We start from the raw sequence: 22,520 nt of genomic DNA, 5'->3' as shown, positions 1-22,520 counted from the left end.
CCGCGCCCCGGACCGACGGCACGCTCCGCACCGCGGTCGTCGTCGTGAACTGGAACCGCGCCGACCTGACCACCGCGGCCGTCCGCGCCGTGCTCGACGAGGGCACGGCCGACGACGTCATCGTCGTCGACAACGGGTCGTCCGACGACTCCGTCGCGGTGCTCCGCCGTGCCCTGCCGGACGCCACCGTCATCGCGCGCGACGACAACGGCGGCTTCGCAGCCGGGGCCAACACCGGCATCCGGCACACGGACGCCGACGTCGTCGTGCTCCTGAACAACGACGCCGTGCCCGCGCCGGGCTTCGTCGCGGCGCTCCGCGACCACCTGGCGCACGCCGGGCCCGAGGTCGCCGCGGTGACGGGCCGCATCGTGCTCGCCGGACGCTGGACGGGCCTCCCGGCCGGGGTGGAGCCCGCCCCCGGCCAACGCGTGCTGCGTGACCACGACGGTCGTCGCTGGACGCCGTCGGCGGACGGCGAGGTGCGGCTCAACTCGACCGGCGTCCGTGTCGACCGCGACGGCAACGGGACGGACCGCGACTGGTTCGCGCCCGTCGACCGGGTCGCCGACGTCGACGTCTTCGGGTTCTCCGGCGGCGCGTCCGCGCTCCGCCGAACGGCGCTGGACGACGTCGGCCTGCTCGACGAGTCCCTGTTCATGTACTACGAGGACACCGAGCTCGCCTGGCGGCTGCGCCGCCGCGGATGGCGCGTCGAGCACGCGGCCGACGCGGTCGTCGAGCACGACCACTCGGCGTCGTCCGGCGTGCAGAGCGACCTGTTCGTCTTCCGGAACGCGCGCAACCGCATCGTCGTCGCGCTCTGGCACGCCCCGTGGCCGACGGTCGTCCGGGCGAGCGTCCGCACCCTGGTGCGCGGCCTGCGCGGGCTGGCCTCCGGTCGCACCCGCCGGGAGGCGCGGCTCGTCCTGACGGCGTTCGCGGACGTCGCGGGGACCCTGCCGGTCCACCTCGCGCGCCGGCTGCGCGAGACCCGGCGCGCGTCCGTCCCGCGCCGCAGCGTGGACCCGGGCGCATGAGTGCAGCGGGCTATCCTGGACACTCCCCCGTCGACGGCCCCGGCCACGACGTCCCCGCCCGGAAGGAACCACGCGTGCCGCAGCTCACCGTCCTCGTCGACGGGACCGCGGTACCGCAGGCGCTCGGCGGCGTCGGACGCTACGTCGAGGGGGTCGTGTCCCACCTGACCGACCCGTCGCTCGACGTCCACCTGGTCGTCCGCCCCGTGCACGCTCCGCACTTCGCCGCCGTCGCGCCGCACGCGACCGTGCACACGGCGCCGGGCTGGACCGACTCGGTGCCGCTCCGGTTCCTGTGGGAGCAGACCGGGCTGCCGGCGCTCGGCCGTCGGCTCGGGGCGCAGGTGCTGCACTCCCCGCACTACACGTTCCCGTTCGGCTGGCGCGGCGGGTCCGTCGTCACGCTGCACGACGCCACGTTCTTCTCCAACCCCGAGTGGCACTCGCGCCTGAAGCGCACCTTCTTCACCTGGTGGAGCCGCCGGTCCCTGCGCACACGACCCGTCGTCATCGTGCCGAGCGCCGCGACCGCGACCGAGGCCGCCCGGGTCGTGACCGGCATCCGCGCCGACGTCCGGGTCGCACCGCTCGGCGTCGACCGCACGGTGTTCCACGAGCCCGACGTCGCCGCGGTCGAGGACGCCCGGATCGCCGCCACCCTGCCCGAGGGTGCCCCGTGGATCGCGTTCCTCGGCACCATCGAACCGCGGAAGAACGTCACGGCGCTGCTCGACGCGTACGCCTCGGTGCGCGCCGCGCGTGCGGCTGCAGGGTCGGACGGCGGTCCGGGTGCGGAGACCCCGTGGCTCGTGCTGTCCGGGGCCCGCGGCTGGGACGAGTCAGCCATCGCGCGGCTCGACGCCCTGCAGCCCACCGACCACGTCATCGAGGCCGGCTACCTGCCGCTCGAGGACCTCGCCGGGTTCCTCGGCGGAGCGGAGCTCGTCGTCTACCCGTCCCTCGGCGAGGGTTTCGGGCTGCCCGTGGTCGAGGCCATGGCCTCCGGCGCGTGCGTCCTGACCACCCGGCGGCTGTCCCTGCCCGAGGTCGGCGGTGACGCGGCCGTCTACAGCGAGCCCGACGCGACCGCGCTGGCGTCCGCGATGACGGCGCTGCTGGACGATCCCGCGCTCGTGGCGTCCCACCGTGCGGCGGCGCTGACGAGGGCCTCCTCGTTCACCTGGGAGGCCACCGCAACCGTGCACGTCGAGGCCTACGAGTCCGTCGCCGGGGGTGCGCGGTGATCCGGGTCGCGGTGCTGACGGTCACCTACAACACCGGCGAGACCATCCGGCCGTTCCTGGCGAGCGTCGCCGGTGCCTCGAAGGACCCGGTCGCCGTCGTCATCGCGGACAACGGTTCGGCCGACATCGACGCACTCCGGGCGATCGGTGAGTCCTACGGCGCCGTCGTGGTGTCCTCCGGCGGCAACCGCGGCTACGGCGGTGGGATCGACGCGGCCCTGAGCGCCCTCGACGACGTGCTGCCGGACGTCCGCCCGGAGTTCCTGCTCGTGACGAACCCCGACGTCGTGCTCGGCGAGGGCTCGATCGACGAACTCGTGGCCGCCGCCGACCGGTTGCCGTCGGGTGGGTCGTTCGGCCCCCGGATCCTCGACGACCAGGGCGAGACCTACCCGTCCGCCCGGCAGCTCCCCTCGCTCCGGACCGGCCTCGGCCACGCGGCGTTCTCGCGGTTCTGGCCGGCGAACCCGTGGAGCCAGCGGTACTGGTCCACCACGAAGGTCGTCGAGCGCGAGGCCGGCTGGCTCTCCGGCGCGTGCTTCCTCATCCGGACGTCGCTCTTCCGCGAGCTCGACGGGTTCGACGAGTCGTACTTCATGTACTTCGAGGACGTCGACCTCGGGCAGCGCGTCGGTCGGTCGGGTCGGGCGAACGTGTACGTGCCCTCGGCGGTCGTCACCCACACCGGAGCCCACTCGACGTCGTCCAACCGGCGCCGGATGGAGATCGAGCACCACCGGAGCGCCTACCGGTTCCTGTCGCGGAAGTACCGGGCGTGGTGGCTCTGGCCCTTGCGCGTCGTGCTGCACGCGGGCCTGTCACTCCGCGCCCGCTGGGTCACGCGCAAGTAGCTCCCGCTCGGTCGGGGTCGTTGCGCGCGGGGTCTGCCGTCGCGGGGTCTGCCGTCGCGGGGTCTGCCGTCGCACCCCCGCGCGGGCATCGCGCCCCGACTCCTCGGGGCGCAACGACCGCAGCGGGGCGCGCACATCGGTCTCGGGTCGGATGCCCCCGGTTCGATCGCGTTCCGCACAACCGAAGTGCACGCGAACCGCGGGATTGCGCGGCTCGAACACACTTTGCTTGTGCGCCGGCACGCGCGCGCGTCCGCCGCGGCGGTTCCTCCGCGGTGCGCCCCCGCACGGGCATCGCGCCCCGACTCCTCGGGGCGCAACGACCGCAGCGGGGCGCGCACATCGGTCTCGGGTCGGATGCCCCCGGTTCGATCGCGTTCCGCGCGCGGCGGGTCAGGGGTGCAGGCGCGCGCGCGACGCGCGGGCCGCCGCCAGCAGCACGGCGGCGCGGGCGTCGAAGGAGTGCTCGGCGGCGATGCGCTCGGCCACGGCGGCACGCTCGGCAGCCGACGGCCACGAGCGCGCCGGGTCGAGCAGGTCGGCCAGCTCGTCACGAGAGCCCGCCACCACGAGCGTCGGGACGTCCAGCACGTCGGACAGCCCGGCCACCGGGTCGGTCACGACGACTCCCCCGGACGCCAGCACGTCGAACACCCGGTTCGACACGAAGCCCCCGGCGGCCATGTCGGGCCAGTGGTCGTTGAGCACCACACGCGCCGATGCGTAGGCCGCCGCGACCTCGGCCCGGGTCAGCGACGGTTCGCCGAGCGACTCCGCGGGGACGACCTCTCCCCAGCCCGGACCGTGCACGCGCAGATCGGCACCGAGCGCGACCGCGTCGGACACGATGGGTCGCGCGGCGCCGCGAGTCGAGCCGACGAACACCACGTGGTCGGCATCGGGGCTCGTCGCCGTGCGCGCGCCCGGGTGGAACACCGCCGGCTCGGTCGCCTGCAACAGGGTCCGGACCGGCACACCCGCACGCGCTGCGGCCGCGGCTGCCCACACCGGCCCGGCCGCGAAGGCCGCGTCGAACGACCGCAGTTCGGCGTCGGCGACGTCGTCGGGGTGGCTGATCACCCAGAGCAGGTTCACCGACGCCGGGTTCGGCGGCACCCGGTCGAGGCCCCGGATCACCAGCGTGACGTCGTCCGAGGCATCGTCGGCCCGCACGTGGGCGTCGCGTCGGTCGATCCGGACGCGCTGCCCCAGCCGCTCGAGTGCCCCGGCGAGCTCGGCGGCGAAGTGCACGTCGCCCCAGCCGTCGCCCTCCGGCCCGGCGGGCGCAGCGATCTTGAGCGACCAGGTGAGGTGTTCGGCGTCACCGCCGGTCACGCGCGCGGCCGGGGCCACCGGCCGGGCACCCCAGGGCGGCAGGGGCGGTCCGGCGACGACACCGTCGCCCTCGGACGCGCGGTCGCGCCAGGCGGTGAACGCGTCGACGGTCGCGGCGTCGACGGTGCGGCCGGCCTCGACCGAGCGGGTCGCCTCGCCGACGACGCGCACGGCTCCGCCATCGGCATCGGCGACCGCGCGGCTCCAGGCCGTCAGGGTCATGCGTTCGTCCGGGAGGCACGGTGCCGGCACCAGCGCCGCCCCCGGCACCGAGAGCACCGGCTGGTCCGCCGCGAAGACGGTGTCGACGTCGGTCACGGCGTCGACGCGGTCGTCCGACCACGGCAGGGCACCGGGGCGCAGCAGCCGAGCGCCGGAGCGGAAGGTGCCGTCCGGCATCCGGACCCGGGCCTGCGCGACCGAGCCCGCCGCCGCGAGGGCGTGCAGCGCCGGCACGTCGACCGACACCGAGGTGTCGACGACCACGAGCGTCCGGCCCACACCGGCTGCGACCCCGGTGTTGATCGCCGAGCCGAGGCCGTCGACGGGTTCCGGTCGGACCCACGGCAGGCGACGGCCGAACGGGTCGACCGGCGAGGCATCCGCGACGTAGCTCACGGCCCGGACGTCCACCCCACGACCGAAGGCATCACGGGCGACCGACACGAGCCGGGCGACCTCGGCGTGCCGGTCCGAACGGGTCGTGACGAGCACCGTGACGTCCTGGTCCAGCCGCGGCAGCGGGTCCGGGAACCCGGTCACGGGAACGACGGACGCCGCCGTCACGGACGCGGGACGGGCCTCCTGGCCGGAGTGGCCGGAGACCGCCGCATCCGGACGGCGGCGTCGACCGAACCAACCGGGGGCGGGGGTCACGTGCGGAGCTAGACGCCGAGGAGTCGCTGCAGGTAGACGCCGTAGCCGCCCTTGACCAGCGGCGCGGCGAGCTCGGCGAGCTGCGCGTCGTCGATCCAGCCGTTCCGCCAGGCGATCTCCTCGATGCACCCGATCTTGAAGCCCTGACGGTCCTCGATGACCTTCACGTACTCCGACGCCTGCATCATCGACTCGAACGTGCCGGTGTCGAGCCACGCGGTGCCGCGGTCGAGGACCTGGACGCCGAGCTCGCCGGCCTCGAGGTAGCGCTCGTTGACCGTGGAGATCTCGAGCTCGCCGCGGGCGCTCGGCTCGATCGTCTTCGCGATCTCGATGACCTTGTTGTCGTAGAAGTACAGGCCGGGGACGGCGTAGTTCGACTTCGGCTCGGTCGGCTTCTCCTCGATGGAGACGGCGGTGAAGTCGTCGTCGAACTCCACGACGCCGTACGCCTTCGGGTCGGCCACGTGGTACGCGAAGATCGTCGCGCCCTGGACGTCGGTGTTCTTCCGGAGGTTCGTGCCGAGGCCGGTGCCGTGGAAGATGTTGTCGCCGAGGACGAGGGCGACGCTGTCGTCGCCGATGAACTCCTCGCCGATGACGAAGGCCTGCGCCAGACCGTCCGGGGACGGCTGCACGGCGTACTCGATCTCCATGCCGAACGCCGAGCCGTCGCCGAGCAGGGCCCGGAACTGGTCGTTGTACTCCGGCGTCGTGATGACCAACACCTGTCGGATGCCCGCCATCATCAGGGTCGACAGGGGGTAGTAGACCATCGGCTTGTCGTAGATCGGCATGAGCTGCTTGCTGATGCCCTTGGTGATGGGCCAGAGGCGCGTGCCGGAACCGCCGGCGAGGATGATGCCCTTCATCGCTTTCCCCTTACTTCTTCGTCCGGAGCGACTCGGTGTACGCGACGCACTCCTCGTACGTCGGCAGCAGGCCCTGTGCCGCGGCTTCCTCGAGGGTGGGGGCGCTGGTGTCCTTCTCGGAGAGCACCAGCTCGCCGAGGCCCTCGGGCAGGTCGAGCCCGACCGTCGGGTCGAGGATCGTGATCCCCTTCTCGCGCTCGGGGTTGTAGTGCGCGCTGACCAGGTAGTTCACGGTCGACTGGTCCTCGAGCGCGACGATCGCGTGGCCGAGCCCCTCGGACAGGTAGACGGCCTTGCGGTCGACGTCGTCGATCCGGACGGAGTCCCACTGGCCGAACGTCGGGGACCCGACGCGGATGTCGACGATGTAGTCGATGAACGCCCCGCGCACGGCGGTGACGTACTTGGCCTGGCTCGGTGCCACGAGGGCGTAGTGGATCCCGCGGGCGACACCGGCCGCGGAGATCGACATGTTCACCTGGCGGAGGTCGAGCGGGTGACCGACGGTCTCCTCGAGCACGTCGGCGCGGTACGCCTCGAGGAATGCTCCTCGTGCGTCGCCGTGCTGGACGGGCGTGAACTCCCACGCGCCAGGGATCTTCAGTTCGCGGATCTGCACCGGGGAAGCCTAGCAAGCCGTGAGTTCGCATAGGCTGTCATGGTTCTGCGCATTGCCGACTCCCGAAACGAGACCAAGCGAGCCCGTGAAGCTATTCGTCCAGATCCCCTGCCTCAACGAGGAGAACACCCTCGCCAGCGTCATCGACTCCATCCCGCGGGAGATCGACGGCATCGACGAGATCGAGATCCTGGTGATCAACGACGGCAGCACCGACCGCACCGTCGAGGTCGCCAAGGAGCACGGCGTCAAGCACTTCGTGCACCACACCACGAACATGGGCCTCGCCCGCTCGTTCCGTGACGGCGTCGACTACGCGCTGCTGCACGGTGCGGACATCGTCGTGAACACCGACGGGGACAACCAGTACCCGCAGGCACAGATCGCCGAGCTCGTGCAGCCGATCCTCCGGAAGGAAGCCGAGATCGTCATCGGCGACCGGCAGACGCGCACCATCGAGCACTTCTCCGGCTTCAAGAAGGTCATGCAGCGCTTCGGCTCGTGGGTCGCGAGCCGTGCGGCCGGCCTCGACCTGCCCGACGCGGCGAGCGGGTTCCGCGCGTACTCGAAGTACTCGCTCATCCGCCTGAACATCGTGACGCGCTTCAGCTACTGCATGGAGACCATCGTGCAGGCCGGCTACAAGCGCCTGGCGATCGCGTCGGTGCCGATCACGACGAACCCGAAGACCCGCGAGTCGCGGCTCTTCAACAACATCTTCCAGCACATGTTCGAGTCCGGCTCGGCGATCGCCCGCGTCTACCTGATGTACCGGCCGATGGCGCTGTTCCTCTGGGTCGCCGCGGTGCTCGGTGCGCTCGGGCTCTGGCCGCTCATCCGGTACCTGGTGCTCCTGGCGATGCAGACCGGCGGCAACCACCTGCAGTCGATCATCCTCGGTGTCGTCCTGCTCATCACGGCGCTCCTCTCCATAGTCATCGGCGTCGTGGCCGACCTCACCCGCCTCAACCGCACGCTGGCCGAGGAGCAGCTCGACCTGCAGAAACTGCAGCGGTATGGCGACTGACACGGCCCCGGCCGTGTCGCGCTCCGACGTCCGACCCGCGGTCGGGCGGCGCGAGCGCATCCTCGTGATCGCGTTGACGGTGGCGTTCGCCGCCGTCCTCGCGGTCTGGGCCGTCGTCACCACGACGTACAAGGCCCCGGACGAGCCGACCCACGTCGATGCGGTGCTGCACCTGGCGATCGGTGACGGCTGGCCCGCGCCCGGTGCGATGCACTACCTCAACGCGGTGCACGACACCCAGATCAGCAACATGCGGCAGTCGACCGACGTGAACCAGACGTGGGGCGAGCTGCTCCGCGAGTTCCCGGGCGTGCACCCGACGAGCATCGACCAGATGTCGCAGCACCCGGCCACGTACTACGCCCTGGCCGCCGGGGTCCTGCAGCTGGTGCACTTCGAGGACCTCCGCTGGGACCTCGCCGTCATGGTGCTGCGACTGTTCGACGCCCTGCTCGTCCTGCCGCTGCCGTTCCTGGCGTGGGCGACCGTGCGTCGGCTGACGCGGTCACCACGGGCCGCCCTGGTCGGCGGTGCGGCGGTGTTCGCCCTGCCCGAGGTCGCCTCGATCGGCACCTCGGTCACGAACGACGCGCTCATGCTGCCGCTGGCCGGCGCGCTCGTGTACTTCGTCGTGCCACTGCTCACGGGCGACCTGCGGGTGCGCACCACCATCTGGATCGGGCTGCTGCTCGGCGCGATGCTGCTCGTCAAGGGCACCGCACTCCCCGCGATCCCGTTCGTGGGCATCGCCGTGATGGCCGCCGGCTGCACCCGGGCGACCGTCTGGCGGAACGCGCTCCGGACGCTGTGGACCCTGGGGCTCGCCGCCGTCGTCGGTGGCTGGTGGTGGCTGCGCAACATCCTCGTGTACCGCGACATCCAGCCGGACGGCATGGCGGGCGCACGTCCGCCGATGCCGTTCCCGGCCGGCACCTCCGCCAGCCCCGAGGTGTTCCTCCGCGACTACTGGAACGGCGTCACCCGCACCTTCTGGGGCAGCGTCGGTGGTCTCACCCAGTTCCAGCTCGCCCAGGTCCTGATCGACGGGCTGACCATCGCGTCGCTCGTCGGCATCGTCGTCTGGGGCTTCCGCCGCGGCCCGTCGCTCCGCCCGGCGATCGTGCTGGCGTCGTTCCCCGTGATCCTCATCGCCCTGCACCTGCAGAGCGGGTGGGGCGGGTACGTCCGGAGCACCATCGTCGCCGGCACCCAGGGGCGCTACTACTACCCCACCCTCATCGCCCTCATCGCCCTGAGCGCCCTCGCCTGGCGCCGGGTCACCGTGACGGCAGCCGGCACCACCCGGCTCGCCGTCGGGATGTCGATCGCGGCGATGGCCATCGCGCTGTACGGCGTCGTCTACGCGCTGCGGGCCTTCGGGCGCGACGCCGCCTTCTGGGTCGACGAGTTCGCGGTCGGCCGGTTCGACCGCTACGGCATGGTCCCCGCCGGCACGAACTTCACCCTCGTCGCCGTCGCCGCGGTCGCACTGACCGTCACCGCCGTGCTGCTCGTCCGGTTCATGCGCCGTCCAGAGGTGCCCGCGTGAGCGCCCCGCGACCGCTCGTCGGCCGGCACGAGTGGGTCCTGCTCGGCACCGTGACGCTGGCCTGGCTCGCCTTCCTGCTGACCTTCGCCCTGGTCACCCCGGCCTTCGGGGCCCCCGACGAGCCCGCACACGTCGACGCCGCGTTCCGCCTCGCGCTCGGACTCGGCTGGCCGCACGGCGGCGAGATGCACTACCTCGCCGCCGTGCGGCAGATCGTCGAGCACCCGGCACCGGCCGTCGACCGCCCCACGGTCGACGCGCTGCTGGCGGCGGAGCCCGGGGACTCCCCCGCGATCGACCCGATGTCCCAGAACCCGCCGACGTACTGGTTGGTGGCCGCCGGGATCCTGCGCGTCATCCGGTTCGGCTCGCACGACTGGGCGACCTCGGTGCTCGTGCTCCGCGTGTTCGACGTGCTGCTCGTCACCGCGCTGCCGGTCCTGGTCTGGGCGACGGTCCGTCGGGTGACCCGCTCGCCCCGCACCGCACTCGTCGCCCCGGTCCTGCTCTTCGCCGTCCCGCAGCTGGCGCAGGTCACCTCCGGCGTCACGGTGTGGGCACCGGTCGTCCTGCTCGGCGCCGTGCTCGTCTGGCTGAGCGCACGCGTGCTGACCGGCGACCGTTCGTGGTGGACCACCGCCGGGCTCGCCGTCGCCGTCACCGGGCTGGCGGCCCTGAACGCGCTCGGGCTCCTGGCGATCCCGTTCGTCGTCCTCGTGTCCGCCCTGGCACCCGGCCGGACGTGGGGTCGCCGGGGCCTGCACGCCGGCGTGATCGTCCTCGCTGCCGTCGCCGTGTCCGGCTGGTGGTGGGTGCGGACGCTGCTCGTGAGCGGGACGCTCCTGCCCGACGCCCTGCGCGCCGTCACGACCGTGCAGCCGTACCCGGCGGGCGGTGCGAACCCCGGGGCGTTCGCCGGGCGCCAGTGGGACGGCCTGACCACCTCGTTCTTCGGCGCACTCGGCGCGAACCAGTGGCCGTTGCCGGCGATGGTCATCGACACGCTCGCGGTCGTCGGACTGGCCGTCATCGGGTGGTCGTACGCCCGCCGGGCTCCGGGCCGCCGGGTGACCACGATCCTGCTCGTCTGGCCGACGGTCGTCCTCGTCGCCACCCTCGCCTACAACTGGCGGAACTACCTCGGCACGCACCAGGGCAACGGGCTGCAGGGGCGGTTCCTGTTCGTCGCGGTCGTCGCGCTCGTGCTCGCACAGGCGGTCGCCTGGCACGCCCTCGTCGTCCGCCCGGAGCTCCGCCGACGCCTGGCCCGGCTGGCGGTCGTCGGTTCGCTCGCGATCGGCACGTACGGCATCGGCCTGACCTACCGCGGCGGGTGGGAGAACACGCAGTTCCGCATCACGCCCGGCGGGATCTCCGCGATGGCCGGCGGCGCGGTCACCGGGCCGTTCGCGATCCTGCTGGTCGCCATCGTGTTCGCGGCCGCCGCCGTCGCGACCGTCGTCCTGGTGTGGCGCACCTCCGCCGACCCCACCAGCGGCCCGCTAGAATCGCCGCCGACCCACGAACCGACCGTCAGGAAAGAGAACTCGTGAAGATCCTCGTCACCGGAGGAGCCGGCTTCATCGGCTCGAACTTCGTCCGCCGCACGCTGGAGGACGCGTACCCCGGCCTCGAGGGCGCCGAGGTCGTCGTCTACGACGCACTGACCTACTCCGGCAACGAAGCGAACCTCGCCCCGGTCGCCGACTCCCCCCGCTACACCTTCGTGCACGGCGACATCCGCGACGCCGCGAAGCTCGACGAGGTCGTCCCGACCGTCGACGCCATCGTGCACTTCGCCGCCGAGTCCCACGTCGACCGCTCGGTCCGCGACTCCGGCATCTTCGTCGAGACCAACGTCGTGGGCACCCAGCGCCTGCTCGACGCCGCGCTCCGCCACGGCACCGAGCGCTTCGTGCACGTCTCCACCGACGAGGTCTACGGCTCCATCAGCGAGGGCTCGTGGGACGAGGAGCGCCCGCTCGAGCCGAACTCGCCGTACTCGGCGTCGAAGGCCGGCAGCGACCTGCTCGCCCGCAGCTACCACCGCACGCACGGGCTGAACCTCTCGATCACGCGCTGCTCGAACAACTACGGGCCGTACCACTTCCCCGAGAAGGTCATCCCGCTCTTCGTCACCAACCTCATCGACGACGTGCACGTGCCGCTGTACGGCGAGGGCAACAACATCCGCGACTGGCTGCACGTCGACGACCACACCCGTGGCATCGCGATGGTCCTGACCCGTGGCCGCGCCGGCGAGATCTACAACATCGGCGGCGGCACCGAGCTGACCAACAAGGAACTCACGCAGCTGCTGCTCGACGCGACCGGCAAGGACTGGTCGTACGTCGACCGCGTCGCCGACCGTCTCGGCCACGACCTGCGCTACTCGGTCGACATCTCGAAGATCCAGGCCGAGCTCGGCTACGAGCCGCTCGTGCCGTTCGAGCAGGGCCTGGCCGACGTCGTGCAGTGGTACCGCGACAACCGCGCCTGGTGGGAGCCGCTCAAGCAGCGTGCGGCCCTGAGCTGAACCGGCACACCGTGACCAGGTACCTCATCACCGGCGCCGCCGGCATGCTCGGCCAGGACCTCCAGGCCGCGCTCGCCGGCCGCGACGTCACCGCGCTGTCGCGGGCGGACCTCGACATCACCGACCCGGCCGCGGTGGACGCCGCCGTCGCCGGGCACGACGTCGTGATCAACTCGGCCGCCTACACGAAGGTCGACGACGCGGAAGACCACGAGGACGACGCCCACGCGGTCAACGCGACGGGGCCGAAGCTCCTGGCCGAGGCCGCGGTCCGCCACGGCGCGAAGCTCGTCACCGTGTCGACCGACTACGTCTTCGACGGCAACGGCACCGCGCCCTACGCCGAGGACGCCCCGACCGACCCGATCAACGCCTACGGCCGCACCAAGGCCGCCGGCGAGGCGTTCGTGCGCGCGATCGCCCCGGACACCTCGTACGTCGTCCGCACCGCGTGGATCTACGGCGCGCACGGGCCGAACTTCGCCGCGACGATGCTCCGGCTCGCGGGCTCGCACGACACCGTCAGCGTCGTCACCGACCAGGTCGGCCAACCGACGTGGACGGGCGACCTCGCCGCGCGGATCGTCGAGCTCGTCGACGGGGACGCGCCCGCGGGCATCTACCACGGGACGAACGCCGGCCAGGGTTCCTGGTTCGACTTCACGCAGGCCATCTACCGCGAACTCGGGCTCGACCCGGAGCGCGTGCTGCCCACCGACAGCGCCACCTTCGTCCGGCCGGCGCCGCGCCCGGCGTACAGCGTGCTCGGCCACGACGGCTGGTCGCGCGCCGGACTCGCGCCGATGCGCGACTGGCGCGACGCCTTGCACGCTGCGGTCGCGGCGGGTGCGCTGACCGCGTAGGCACGGCTCTCGACCGGGAGGCGCGGGTCGGGTTCCGCACACCGCGGACCCGACCCGCGCCTCCTGTCCGACCACCGACCGCGCCCAGGGGGCGCCGGGACCACCCTGGTAGTGTCGGGCAGCCGAGCGCGGGGCCGGCCCTCGGCCCCCTGACCACGGGTCCACGAACCACGACGAGGAGCACAGCACCATGACCACCCTCCACGTCATCGTCGACCAGATCGTCGCGCCCGTGCCGGGCGGCATCGGGCGCTACGCCGAGGAGCTCGCGCGCCACCTCGTCGAGCACGCGCCGAGCGGCTGCGAGGTCGCGGGTGTGGTCTCCGCCGTCGGGTCCGACGAGATGGCGCACCTGCGGACGCTCCTGCCCGGGCTGTCCGACCTGCAGCGACTGCCGCTGCCGCGTCGTGAGCTGTCGCTCGCCTGGCAGGGCGGGTTCGTGGGCGGCATCGCGAAGGGCATGGTGCACGCGCCGAGCGTGCTCGCGCCACTGGTCAAGCACGACCGTTTCCAGGACCCGGGCCGGCAGACCGTGGTGACCGTGCACGACGTGGTGCCGTGGACCAACCCCGAGACGCTCACGCCGCGCGGTGTCCACTTCCACAAGGCGATGGTGAAGCGGGCGTGGAAGCACGCCGACGCCGTCGTGGTGCCGACCCACGCCGTGGCGGGGGCGCTGAACGAGATCCACCGGTTCGACGACCGGCTCCGCGTGATCGGCGGTGCCCCGAGCGGACGCCTCCGCCTGCCCGTCGACGCCGACCTGCGCGCCGAGCGCCTCGGCCTGCCCGACCGCTACGTGCTCGCGGTCGGCACGCTCGAGCCGCGCAAGGCCCTCGCGTCCCTGATCGAGGCGATGGCCCACCCGGACGCCCCCGGCGACGTGCCCCTGGTCATCTCCGGCCCGGACGGCTGGGGCGACGTCGACGTGTACGGCACCGCGGAGCGCGCGGGCCTGTCGCGCGACCGGGTGAAGGTCCTCGGCCGCATCGACGACGCGGACCTCGCGGTGGTCTACGACCGTGCGACGGTGTTCGTGTTCCCCAGCCTCGCCGAGGGCTTCGGCCTGCCCGTGATCGAGGCGATGAGCTTCGGCACCCCGGTGATCCACTCCGACGACCCCGCCGTGGCCGAGGTCGCGTCGGACGCCGGCGTCACCGTCGCCCGGTCACCGCGGGAGTCCTACCCCGCACGGCTCGCACAGGCCGTCTACCAGGTCGTGAACGACCCGCAGCTCTCCAGCCGGCTGGCCGTGGCGGGGCCGGACCGCGCACGCATGTACGACTGGTCCGACTCCGCCGCGGAGACCTGGCAGCTGCACGCCGACCTCTGACGGCCGGAGCGCGTCAGCCCTTGTACGTGTAGGTGCTGACCCAGTCGATGTACAGGTGCCCCGCATCGCCCCAGTCGCCCACCTGGAACATGTAGCGGTGCGCGGTCTTCGGCACGTGGGTCGTGATCGTCTTGATCACCTTGCCGTCGAGGCGGTACCGCACGGACTTCCCGGGCACCCACTCGATGGAGTACGTGTGCCACGAACGCCACGAGACGCCGGTGCTCAGGCTCGTCGCGTTGGCCTCCTGGCCCGCGATCATCGAGTGGTGGTGCAGCATCGGCTGCTGGTCGAAGTTGGCCTCGGGGTAGTCGATCTCCCCGTCGGCCCAGCGGTCGGACGACGGCCAGAGCATGAAGGCCGCGCCGTTGCCGGCACCGCCCGTGGCCTTGGCGCGGACGATGAACTTGCCGCCCTTGTGGCCCCAGGCTCCCGTCGGCGTGCCGAAGGTACCGGCGGCGCCGTGCTTGCCGTCGAGCTTGACGTCCATGTACCCGTTGTGCGAGCTGATCTGCGAACCCGAGTAGTACATGCCGCCGGTCCCGTCCGGGTACGGCTGCCACGAGTTGGCGTACTTCTTGGCGAAGGCGCCCTTCGCACCGGCCGCGGTGCTGAACTGCTCGCGGAAGGTCTGCTTGAAGTTCCCGACGTCGCCGAGCGGTGCCGAGCTGGCGGTCGCTGCGGTCCCCTGACCGAGCGGTCCGGCGACGAGTGCTGCTCCGAGGAGCACGACGGCGAGTGCGGCCCTCCTGGTGGTGCGCTTCTGCATGAGGTCGGTCACTCCCTGACGTGACTGTTCGCACCCGTTCCCGTGGGTGCCGGGCGGCCGGATCTCGGCTACCCGGCGTTCACGGTAGTTGCTGTCCACAATCTGCGCCTGGGGGTTGACACTTCAGCGCACCCCCAGTACACGGGGCTTGCGCGAGGATCAGCCGTCGGGCAAGAAGTCCTGGTCAGTGCGCGTGGCGTGACCGGTCACCCGTCGGATCGACCAGGGAACGTCGTCGTGCCGCCCGATCAGGGGCGGGCGCGACGACGCCGAGCGACGAGCGCGACCACGACGGTGGCCACGACCGCGACGACGGCCGCGACCCCTGCGACCTCGGCGACGTGGAGCGCCGCGAACCACGAGTCGAACTGCGACTTCGTCGCCACGACGTCCGGGCCCGCGCCACGGAACCACCCCGCCACGGGGTTCATCGGACCGGCCGCGCCCGCAGCGACCACGCAGACCACCGCGGCGACCACGGCGACCGCGGAGAGGACGAGGACGGGGACGGCGCGGCGCATCCCGCTACCGTAGCGCGGCTCGGACCCCGCAGCGGCGGCCTCAGAGCGAGTCGCGGAGGCGCGCCGCCTTCTCCTCGACCAGGCGCTCGAGCCCGTCGGCGTACTCGGCCAGGCGAGCGGCGACGGCCGGCTCCGAGGAACCGATGATGCGCGCGGCCAGCAGACCGGCGTTGGCGGCACCGTTGATCGCCATCGTCGCGACCGGGATCCCCGCCGGCATCTGCACGATCGAGAGCAGCGAGTCGAGGCCGTCGAGACGCGCGAGCTGCACCGGGACACCGATCACCGGGAGCGTCGTCATCGAGGCCACCATGCCCGGCAGGTGTGCCGCTCCGCCGGCCCCGGCGATGACGACCCGGATGCCACGGTCGGCGGCGCCGCGGGCGAAGCGGGTCATCTTGTCCGGCGTGCGGTGCGCCGACACGACGTCCGCCTCGAACGGGATCCCGAGTTCGGTGAGGATGTCCGCCGCGGCACGCATGGTCGGCCAGTCGGAGTCCGACCCCATGATGATCGAGACGAGCGGCTGTGCGGGTGCGGCGGTGTCGGTCACGCGACGAGCCTAGCCGAGCAGCACGCGTCGCCAGGTGTCGCCGTCACGGCCGATCGTGCGCTCCTCGGCGACCCAGCGGGCCGCCCCCTCGTCCGCCCGGCCACGGTCGACGGCGGTCCGGACGGCGTCCCGCCACGCCGACACGTCGTCCGGCACGGCCACGGCGCCGTGGGCCCGTGCGACGGCGTAGGACGGACGGTCGGACACCACGGCGGGCAGCCCGAGCGCGGTGTACTCGAGGAACTTCAGGTCGCTCTTCGCGCGGTTGAACTCCTCGTCGCGGAGCGGTGCGACACCCGCCCGCCAGCGCTCCCGGTGCGCCACGAGCCATCGGGAGAACGCGGGGTAGTGCCCGTCGGGGACCTCGACCCGGCGGAACCAGTCGGCACCGCCCTCGTCGGTCACCCCGATGACCTCGAGCCGGATCGGGGTGCCGTCGGCGGTGGTGAGGTCGGCGAAGACGTCACGCAGGAGCTCGAGGTCGGCGGCGTGGGTGAGCGTGCCCATGTACAGCACCCGGTGCTCCCCCGCGGGCCGCTCGTCGTCGTCCGCGGTGGGGCCGGCAGTCCAGATCGTCGGGTCGAGGGCGTTCGGCACGACGACGACGTCCCGCGCCACCGGACGGACCACGTCGGCGAGTTCGGGCGTGCTCACGACGACGGTGTCGGCACCGCGCACCAGGGCGTCGATCGAGGCGAGCCGGTCGGGGTCGTACTCGGCGCGGGCCAAGCGAGCGCGTCCGGACTCGGTGAAGAAGTCGTCGTCGACCTCGGCCACGACGCGGATGCCCCGGGAGGCGGCTGCCGCCAGGAAGGGCTGCACGTCGGCACGGGGAAGGATGTCCCGCTGCACCAGGAGTGCGGCGTAGGGCGCCTGGTCGGAGCCGTCGACGAACGCTGCCGGGTCCACCTGGCGCACCTCGGCGGTGCCGCTCGCAGCCAGGTGCTCGGTGCGGCGGACGACACGGACGTGTGCCGAGGCCGGGTGGGCGCCGCCACCGCCCGCGACGACGTACCCGAGGACGGGCAGGGGTGTCGGCTGTGGCGGGGCACCTGCGACGGCGCGGCGCAGGCGTGCGGCGGCCCGGCGGACGAGATCACGCGGCATGCGCCCATCCTCTCGCACGGCGAACGCCGCACGGCGGACGCCGCACGGAGGCCGCCCCCTCAGCGCACCGTCACCGTCCGGCACGGCGACGCCCTGCGGTCCGCGCCGCTGCCGGTGTTGTGGACGATCGCGCAGACGGTGTGCTTGCCGACCGCAGCCCGGACGGTGCCCGCGAAGCCGTGCGACCCACCGGAGCCCCAGGTCGCGTCCACGTCGGCGCGCTTCCGACCGGCGTCCAGCGACGTCACCCGCTTGCCGTCGACGGTGATCGCCACCCGGCTCGCCGAGGCCACCGCGTCGCCGTCGAACGCCCAGCCGCGCACCGCGATGCCCCGGGTCACGGCCTTCGCGGACTCCAGTTCGGCGTACGGGTCGTGCCGGTAGGCGCGGACGGTCGAGCAACCGAGCGGGGTGTCCGACCCCGCGCCGATGTTCACCGCGGTGACGCAGACGCGGCGAGCGCCGGCCGCGGTGGGTACCACGACGTCGAAGCCGTGGGTCGCGCCGACCCCGGAGCGTGCGTCGACGTCCGGCCGGTCGAGCCCGGCGGTGGTGACGCCTGCGGGGACACCGTCGACGGTGGCCCGGACCCGCACGGGCTGCGTGGGGTCGTCCTCGTCGTAGGCCCACCCGGACACGCGGACGCCGCCGCCGGTGCCGGCGACGGCCTCGAGCGTCCCACGGGGGGTCAGGTCGGCGGCGGCCACACCCAGGCGTGCGTTCGCGACGAGGGCCTGTGCGTAGGTCGAGAACCACTTGCCGGCGGCCGGGGCCCCGTTGCAGGTGCCGTCGCTCGCGCCGGGGGTCTTGACCCACAGCAGGGCGTCGAGCGCCGTGCCGTCGGACACCACCCGGGGCGAGGTGCCGAGCCCGGCCCCCGGTCCGTTGCACCAGGTGCCGCGCCAACCCTGCCCGTTGCGTGAGGTGTCGATCACGTAGTGCGAGCCCCCGGTGGCGGCGGACACCTTCTGTGCGTACGCCTGCTCCTGCGCGGTCGGGTAGTAGTTCGCCACGTTGGTGAAGAACCCGCGGGCCTGCTGGACGCCCGCGCTGTTCAGCCGCGACGCCATCAGCGCGGGCTGCACCCAGTTCGAGTTGCCCGCGTCCAGGTAGGCGGGGACCCCGGCGGCGGTCAGCCCGGCGACGGTGCGGGAGAGGATCCGGTAGCGCTGCTCGTCGAGCGCGGTGCTGCACTTGGCGTTGCTGAGCATCGCGAGCGAGTCCGGTTCGACGATGACGGCTGCGCGGTGGCCCGCCAGCGCCGCGGTGACCTGGTCGACCCAGGCGTCGTAGGACCCCTCGTCGAAGCCGCCGGCGGAGTACCCGCCGCAGTCACGGTCGGGGATCGCGTAGAGCACGAACACGGGGGTGGTGCCGGACTGTTCGGCACCGGTGAGGGCGGTGCTGATGGTCTTGGTCAGCTGCGTCCCCTGGCTCCAGTCGCCGAGCCAGGTCGCGACGGGGTACCCGGCGATGGTCTTCGCCGCAGCGGCCCCGGCCGGGTCGGTGGCGGCCAGGGCGGCCTGCGCCTTCGCGGCCTCGCTCGTCGGCGACCGGTACGGCCCGGCGCCGTAGAGCGACGCGGACGTCGCCGAGCGGATGGTCGAGGCCGAGGTCGCCGCGGACGCGGTCGCGGTCGGCAGCAGGCCGGCGACGGCTGCGACGAGGGCGATGGCTGCGCCGCAGACGGCGGCACGGCGCGGACGGCGGCGCATGGGGACTCCCTGGACGGTGGGCACGGACCGTTCCAGGGGAACACGCGCTCCCGGCCCCCGCCAGCCTCCCGACCGGGTGCCACCCGAGGGGGTGTCCGCAGAGCGGCCGACGAGTGTGTCCCGCACCCGTGACGGACAGGAGGCCCGTGGCGGCGTCGCCACGGGCCTCCCGTCCGTCATCCGGTCACGTCGAGGACGCCACCCGGTGTCGCGGACACCGGCTCAGTCGTCGAAGTGCGCCGCGGCCGCGCGGGCGCGGTAGACGACGTCGTCGACGTCGTCGCCGAGCACCGTGACGTGCCCGATCTTCCGGCCGGGCCGGGGCGCCTTGCCGTAGAAGTGGTACTTCGCCTCGGGGAAGGCCTCGAGCGCTGCGGGGTACCGGGCGGCGAGGTCGCCGTCCGCGGGTCCGCCGAGCACGTTGACCATGACGGACGCGGGGGCGAACGAGCCGGTTGCTCCGAGCGGCAGGTCGAGGACGGCGCGCAGGTGCTGTTCGAACTGGCTCGTGGTGGCGCCGTCGATGGTCCAGTGCCCGGTGTTGTGCGGACGCATCGCGAGTTCGTTGATGAGGATGCGCTCGTCGTCGGTCTGGAACAGCTCGACCGCCAGCACACCGGTCACACCGAGTTCCTCCGCGATGCGGACGGCGATCGACTCGGTCAGGTCGGCGATCCGGCCGGCGCTGTCCGGGGCCGGTGCGATGACCTCGGCGCAGACCCCGTCGCGCTGCACGGTCTCGACGAGCGGCCAGGCGACGACCTGCCCGGAGGGACGGCGTGCCACGGACTGCGCGAGCTCGCGGGTGAAGGGGACGAGCTCCTCGACCAGGAGAGCCTGGTCGCCGCCGGCCTCGGCCACGGCGATGAACCAGTCGTCGACGTCGGACGCGTCGGAGACGACCCGGACGCCCTTGCCGTCGTACCCGCCCCGCGGCGTCTTGACGACGGCACGGCCACCGTGGTCCGCCAGGAACGCTCGGAGGTCGTCGGGTCCCTGCACGGCGGCCCAGTCGGGCACCGGCAGTCCGAGTTCGCTCAGCCGGCGACGCATGGTGATCTTGTCCTGGGCGACGGCCAGCGCGTCCGGTCCGGGGTGGACCGACACGCCCGCGTCGACCAGGCTGCGCAGGACGTCCTGCGGCACGTGCTCGTGGTCGAAGGTCACCACGTCGACCTGTCGGGCGAACTCGAGCACCGTGGCGGCGTGGTGGTAGTCACCCTCGGCGGTGGCGGCGATCGCGGCGGACATGCCCGGCCCCTCGGCGAGCACCCGGATGTCGATCCCCAGTTCGACCGCGGCCGGCACCATCATCCGTGCCAGCTGTCCCCCACCGATGACCCCGACGCGCAACGCCATGCTGTGTGATCCTTCCGGCGCTCCCACCGTGCGGTGGGAACGCGTTGTCTACAATCGCTGTTCGGGTCGTGCTCTGCACGACCGGTCACAACTCTACGGATCCTGGAGGGCTCGTGCGGCGCCTCATCGCCCAGCTGGCACGCTTCGGCGTCGTCGGTGCCGTCGGCTTCGTCGTGGACACCACGGTGTTCAACGTGCTGCGCATCACCGTCCTGAACCCCGAGGACGTCCACTCGGGGCCGTTCTGGGCGAAGGTCATCTCCACCGTCGTGGCGATCTTCGTGAACTGGATGGGCAACCGGTACTGGACGTTCCGCGAGCAGCGTCGCGCCGTGGCCACCCGCGAGGGCATCGAGTTCGTCGTCGTGTCGCTCGGCGGCATGGTCATCGCGCTCGCCTGCCTCGGGGTGTCGCACTACGCGATGGGGCTCACCTCGGTGCTCGCCGACAACGTCGCGAACATCATCGGGCTCGTGCTCGGCACGGTCTTCCGGTTCTGGCTCTACAAGGTCTGGGTCTACCACCCCGAGCGCACGGCCACGCAGCCGGCCGCCGCGGACGAGTCGGTGTCCGACGGCCCGCGGGTCCCCCACGACGTCTGACCTAGGATCGGTGGGGTGACGGCCGAGACGACCACCACCCCCGCCCCACCCCGCACCGCGCGCTGGGAACGTGTCGCGATCGCGGTGATCACGGCGACCTTCGGGCTCTGGCTGGTGGCGTGGGCATTGCTCGTCCCGGTGTTCGAGGCCCCCGACGAGACCGCGCACATCGACGCCGCCGTGCACGTCGCCCTCGGTGACGCCTGGGCGGCCCCCGGCGAGCTGCACGTCACCAACGCCGTGCAGGCCGCGAAGGTCGAACAGGCGACGAAGCCGTCCGACGAGTGGTCGACGGTGAGCGAGCTGCTGCAGAACGCACCAGGACCCTCGGCGACGGTCAACCAGATGACCCAGCACCCGCCGACCGCCTACCTGGCCGGCGCCGCCGTGCTCCGGGCCGTCGACTTCGGCGAGCTCCGCTGGGACCACGCGTTCATCGCCCTCCGCCTGGCCGACGTGCTGGCCGTCACCGCGCTCCCCCTGCTCGCCTGGGCGTCGGTGCGCCGGGTGACCCGCAGCCCCCGCGCCGCGCTGATCGGGGCCCTCGCCGTGTTCGCGACGCCCGAGCTCGCGTCCATCGGCTCGTCGTTCTCGAACGACGCCCCGGTGCTGCTCGTCGCCGGGATCGTCGTCTGGCTCGCCACCCGTCTGCTCACCGGCGACACCCGCTGGCGCACCACGATCGCACTGGCGGTGGTCCTCGGAGCACTGGTCTGGATCAAGGGCACCGGGTTGCCGGCGGTGCCGTTCGTCGCGGTGGTGGTGCTGTTCGCCGGCGCCGGGGTGCTGTCCCTGCGGCAACGGATCGTCCGCACGGTCGTCACGATGGCGGTCTCCGGAGGCATCGGTGCCTGGTGGTGGCTGCACAACCTCGTGTCGTACGGCCGGATCCAGCCGAACGGCTACACGGCCATGCGGCCCCCGAAGGACTTCCCGCCGGGCGAGAGCCCCACGCTCGGACACTTCCTCGACGTCAGCTGGGGCACCCTGTCGCGCACGTTCTGGGGCAGCTTCGGCGGTCGGGCCCAGGTGACCATCGGCGACCTGCTCACCGCCGTCCTGACCCTGGTCGCCCTCGTGGTGCTCGTCGGCTGGGCGTTCCGCCGGGGCCCGGAGCTGCGGGTGGCCCTGTGCCTCGCGGTGTTCCCGGCGCTCCTGATCGGCATCCAGAACCGCACGAGCGCGCACTCGTACCTCACCACCACCGAGGTCGCCGCCACCCAGGGCCGGTACTACTTCCCCGCGATCGTCTGCCTGATCGTGCTGAGCGCGCTCGCGTGGCGACGACTGGTGCCGGCGGGCCGGGCACGATCCTGGGCCGCGGTGACGCTGGCCGTCGTGCTGCCCGCGGTGGGCGTGTACGGCTTCGCGGTGGCGTCGGCCTGGTTCTGGAACGCGGCGCTGTTCCCGGTGACGGGCCGCGGGCTGCTGCGGTACTCCGAGATCGGGCCGGTGCCGCCCGCGGTGCTCGTCGTCGTCGTGGCCCTGGTCGCGGTGGGGCTCGTCGCGTCGGTCGTGCAGGTCGCGCGCGCCGACCGTCGCGCCCTGCCGACGACGGTTCCCGTCGGCTGACACGCGCGGCCGCGGAGCGCCGGGGTGGCACGACGTGCCGCAGGCGCGGCGCCGAGGGGTCGCGAACTGTCGGCAGGCGAGGCCGCAGACGACACTTCGTGACCCATCGGCGGACGGCGCGCGGCGTGCGGTGGGCGCACCCACGAGACGGACGGGAGGCCCGGTGCCAGCTGGCAC

Annotated in this window: 20 protein-coding genes; 11 read left to right on the top strand and 9 right to left on the bottom strand. The window is 72.8% G+C overall.

The genetic code is table 11. The features are described 5' to 3' along the window. From BIU91_RS17365 to BIU91_RS17355, 3 genes are all read left to right on the top strand, one after another. The coding region (locus BIU91_RS17365; protein ID WP_071406441.1) for a glycosyltransferase family 2 protein at positions 1-1,040 on the top strand (1,040 nt) is incomplete at its 5' end. Between the two features lie 74 nt (positions 1,041-1,114). Further along, entirely contained in the window at positions 1,115-2,284 is a 1,170-nt protein-coding gene (locus tag BIU91_RS17360) for a glycosyltransferase family 1 protein (protein ID WP_071406440.1), read from the top strand. Then, positions 2,281-3,135 (top strand): glycosyltransferase family 2 protein, encoded by an 855-nt coding sequence (locus BIU91_RS17355; protein ID WP_071406439.1) that lies wholly within the window; start codon positions 2,281-2,283, stop codon positions 3,133-3,135. The genes BIU91_RS17360 and BIU91_RS17355 overlap by 4 nt, the downstream gene beginning before the upstream one ends. A 393-nt stretch (positions 3,136-3,528) precedes the next feature. On the opposite strand, the gene BIU91_RS17350 is transcribed toward BIU91_RS17355, so the two are convergent. The 3 genes from BIU91_RS17350 to rfbC all read right to left on the bottom strand — a co-directional run bounded on the left by BIU91_RS17350 (position 3,529) and on the right by rfbC (position 6,837). Further along, positions 3,529-5,232 (bottom strand): glycosyltransferase, encoded by a 1,704-nt coding sequence (locus BIU91_RS17350; RefSeq protein WP_139196566.1) that lies wholly within the window; start codon positions 5,230-5,232, stop codon positions 3,529-3,531. A 122-nt stretch (positions 5,233-5,354) separates the two neighbouring features. Then, complete coding sequence (gene rfbA, locus BIU91_RS17345; protein ID WP_071406437.1) at positions 5,355-6,218, bottom strand: glucose-1-phosphate thymidylyltransferase RfbA; 864 nt, start codon at positions 6,216-6,218, stop codon at positions 5,355-5,357. Positions 6,219-6,228: 10 nt separating this feature from the next. Next, positions 6,229-6,837, bottom strand: a complete 609-nt coding sequence (gene rfbC, locus BIU91_RS17340; RefSeq protein ID WP_071406436.1) for a dTDP-4-dehydrorhamnose 3,5-epimerase — start codon at positions 6,835-6,837, stop codon at positions 6,229-6,231. Between the two features lie 85 nt (positions 6,838-6,922). On the opposite strand from rfbC, the gene BIU91_RS17335 reads away from it, so the two are divergent. The 6 genes from BIU91_RS17335 to BIU91_RS17310 all read left to right on the top strand — a co-directional run bounded on the left by BIU91_RS17335 (position 6,923) and on the right by BIU91_RS17310 (position 14,145). Beyond that, complete coding sequence (locus tag BIU91_RS17335; RefSeq protein WP_071406435.1) at positions 6,923-7,864, top strand: glycosyltransferase family 2 protein; 942 nt, start codon at positions 6,923-6,925, stop codon at positions 7,862-7,864. After that, complete coding sequence (locus BIU91_RS17330) at positions 7,854-9,413, top strand: glycosyltransferase family 39 protein (protein WP_071406434.1); 1,560 nt, start codon at positions 7,854-7,856, stop codon at positions 9,411-9,413. Before BIU91_RS17335 ends, BIU91_RS17330 begins: the two co-directional genes overlap by 11 nt. After that, positions 9,410-10,966, top strand: a complete 1,557-nt coding sequence (locus BIU91_RS17325; protein WP_071406433.1) for a glycosyltransferase family 39 protein — start codon at positions 9,410-9,412, stop codon at positions 10,964-10,966. Before BIU91_RS17330 ends, BIU91_RS17325 begins: the two co-directional genes overlap by 4 nt. Then, on the top strand, positions 10,963-11,949 hold the full coding sequence (rfbB, locus tag BIU91_RS17320) for a dTDP-glucose 4,6-dehydratase (RefSeq protein WP_071406432.1): 987 nt from the start codon (positions 10,963-10,965) through the stop codon (positions 11,947-11,949). The genes BIU91_RS17325 and rfbB overlap by 4 nt, the downstream gene beginning before the upstream one ends. Positions 11,950-11,960: 11 nt before the next feature. After that, positions 11,961-12,812 (top strand): dTDP-4-dehydrorhamnose reductase, encoded by an 852-nt coding sequence (gene rfbD / locus BIU91_RS17315; RefSeq protein WP_071406431.1) that lies wholly within the window; start codon positions 11,961-11,963, stop codon positions 12,810-12,812. A 190-nt stretch (positions 12,813-13,002) separates the two neighbouring features. Then, entirely contained in the window at positions 13,003-14,145 is a 1,143-nt protein-coding gene (locus tag BIU91_RS17310; protein WP_071406430.1) for a glycosyltransferase family 1 protein, read from the top strand. Positions 14,146-14,158: 13 nt separating this feature from the next. On the opposite strand, the gene BIU91_RS17305 is transcribed toward BIU91_RS17310, so the two are convergent. The 6 genes from BIU91_RS17305 to BIU91_RS17280 form a co-directional block, all read right to left on the bottom strand. Further along, a complete protein-coding gene (locus tag BIU91_RS17305) occupies positions 14,159-14,926 on the bottom strand; it encodes a family 16 glycosylhydrolase (RefSeq protein WP_071406429.1) in 768 nt (255 codons plus the stop codon). Between the two features lie 236 nt (positions 14,927-15,162). Then, positions 15,163-15,435 (bottom strand): hypothetical protein, encoded by a 273-nt coding sequence (locus tag BIU91_RS17300; RefSeq protein ID WP_071406428.1) that lies wholly within the window; start codon positions 15,433-15,435, stop codon positions 15,163-15,165. Between the two features lie 40 nt (positions 15,436-15,475). Then, complete coding sequence (gene purE / locus BIU91_RS17295; protein ID WP_071406427.1) at positions 15,476-15,988, bottom strand: 5-(carboxyamino)imidazole ribonucleotide mutase; 513 nt, start codon at positions 15,986-15,988, stop codon at positions 15,476-15,478. Positions 15,989-15,997: 9 nt separating this feature from the next. Beyond that, positions 15,998-17,095, bottom strand: a complete 1,098-nt coding sequence (locus BIU91_RS17290) for a glycosyltransferase (protein ID WP_071406426.1) — start codon at positions 17,093-17,095, stop codon at positions 15,998-16,000. Between the two features lie 59 nt (positions 17,096-17,154). Next, positions 17,155-18,810, bottom strand: coding sequence for a glycoside hydrolase family 6 protein (locus tag BIU91_RS19225; RefSeq protein ID WP_071406425.1), 1,656 nt, complete (start codon positions 18,808-18,810; stop codon positions 17,155-17,157). A gap of 222 nt (positions 18,811-19,032) precedes the next feature. Then, complete coding sequence (locus tag BIU91_RS17280) at positions 19,033-20,169, bottom strand: 5-(carboxyamino)imidazole ribonucleotide synthase (RefSeq protein ID WP_071406424.1); 1,137 nt, start codon at positions 20,167-20,169, stop codon at positions 19,033-19,035. A 113-nt stretch (positions 20,170-20,282) separates the two neighbouring features. On the opposite strand from BIU91_RS17280, the gene BIU91_RS17275 reads away from it, so the two are divergent. Beyond that, entirely contained in the window at positions 20,283-20,771 is a 489-nt protein-coding gene (locus BIU91_RS17275; RefSeq protein WP_071406423.1) for a GtrA family protein, read from the top strand. Between the two features lie 15 nt (positions 20,772-20,786). After that, complete coding sequence (locus tag BIU91_RS17270; RefSeq protein WP_071406422.1) at positions 20,787-22,343, top strand: DUF2142 domain-containing protein; 1,557 nt, start codon at positions 20,787-20,789, stop codon at positions 22,341-22,343. Positions 22,344-22,520: the final 177 nt, after the last annotated feature.

The sequence above is a fragment of the Curtobacterium sp. MMLR14_002 genome (assembly GCF_001864975.1).
GTDB classification, from domain to species: Bacteria; Actinomycetota; Actinomycetes; order Actinomycetales; family Microbacteriaceae; genus Curtobacterium; species Curtobacterium flaccumfaciens.
This window is presented reverse-complemented; position numbering and strand designations above follow the sequence as displayed.

Excerpts from the sequence above, each read along its gene's own strand:
- BIU91_RS17330 (WP_071406434.1), top strand. The coding sequence starts at position 7,854 with ATGGCGACTGACACGGCCCCGGCCGTGTCGCGCTCCGACGTCCGACCC.
- rfbA (WP_071406437.1), bottom strand. The coding sequence starts at position 6,218 with ATGAAGGGCATCATCCTCGCCGGCGGTTCCGGCACGCGCCTCTGGCCC.
- BIU91_RS17300 (WP_071406428.1), bottom strand. The coding sequence starts at position 15,435 with ATGCGCCGCGCCGTCCCCGTCCTCGTCCTCTCCGCGGTCGCCGTGGTC.
- BIU91_RS17290 (WP_071406426.1), bottom strand. The coding sequence starts at position 17,095 with ATGCCGCGTGATCTCGTCCGCCGGGCCGCCGCACGCCTGCGCCGCGCC.
- BIU91_RS17280 (WP_071406424.1), bottom strand. The coding sequence starts at position 20,169 with ATGGCGTTGCGCGTCGGGGTCATCGGTGGGGGACAGCTGGCACGGATG.
- BIU91_RS17310 (WP_071406430.1), top strand. The coding sequence starts at position 13,003 with ATGACCACCCTCCACGTCATCGTCGACCAGATCGTCGCGCCCGTGCCG.
- BIU91_RS19225 (WP_071406425.1), bottom strand. The coding sequence starts at position 18,810 with ATGCGCCGCCGTCCGCGCCGTGCCGCCGTCTGCGGCGCAGCCATCGCC.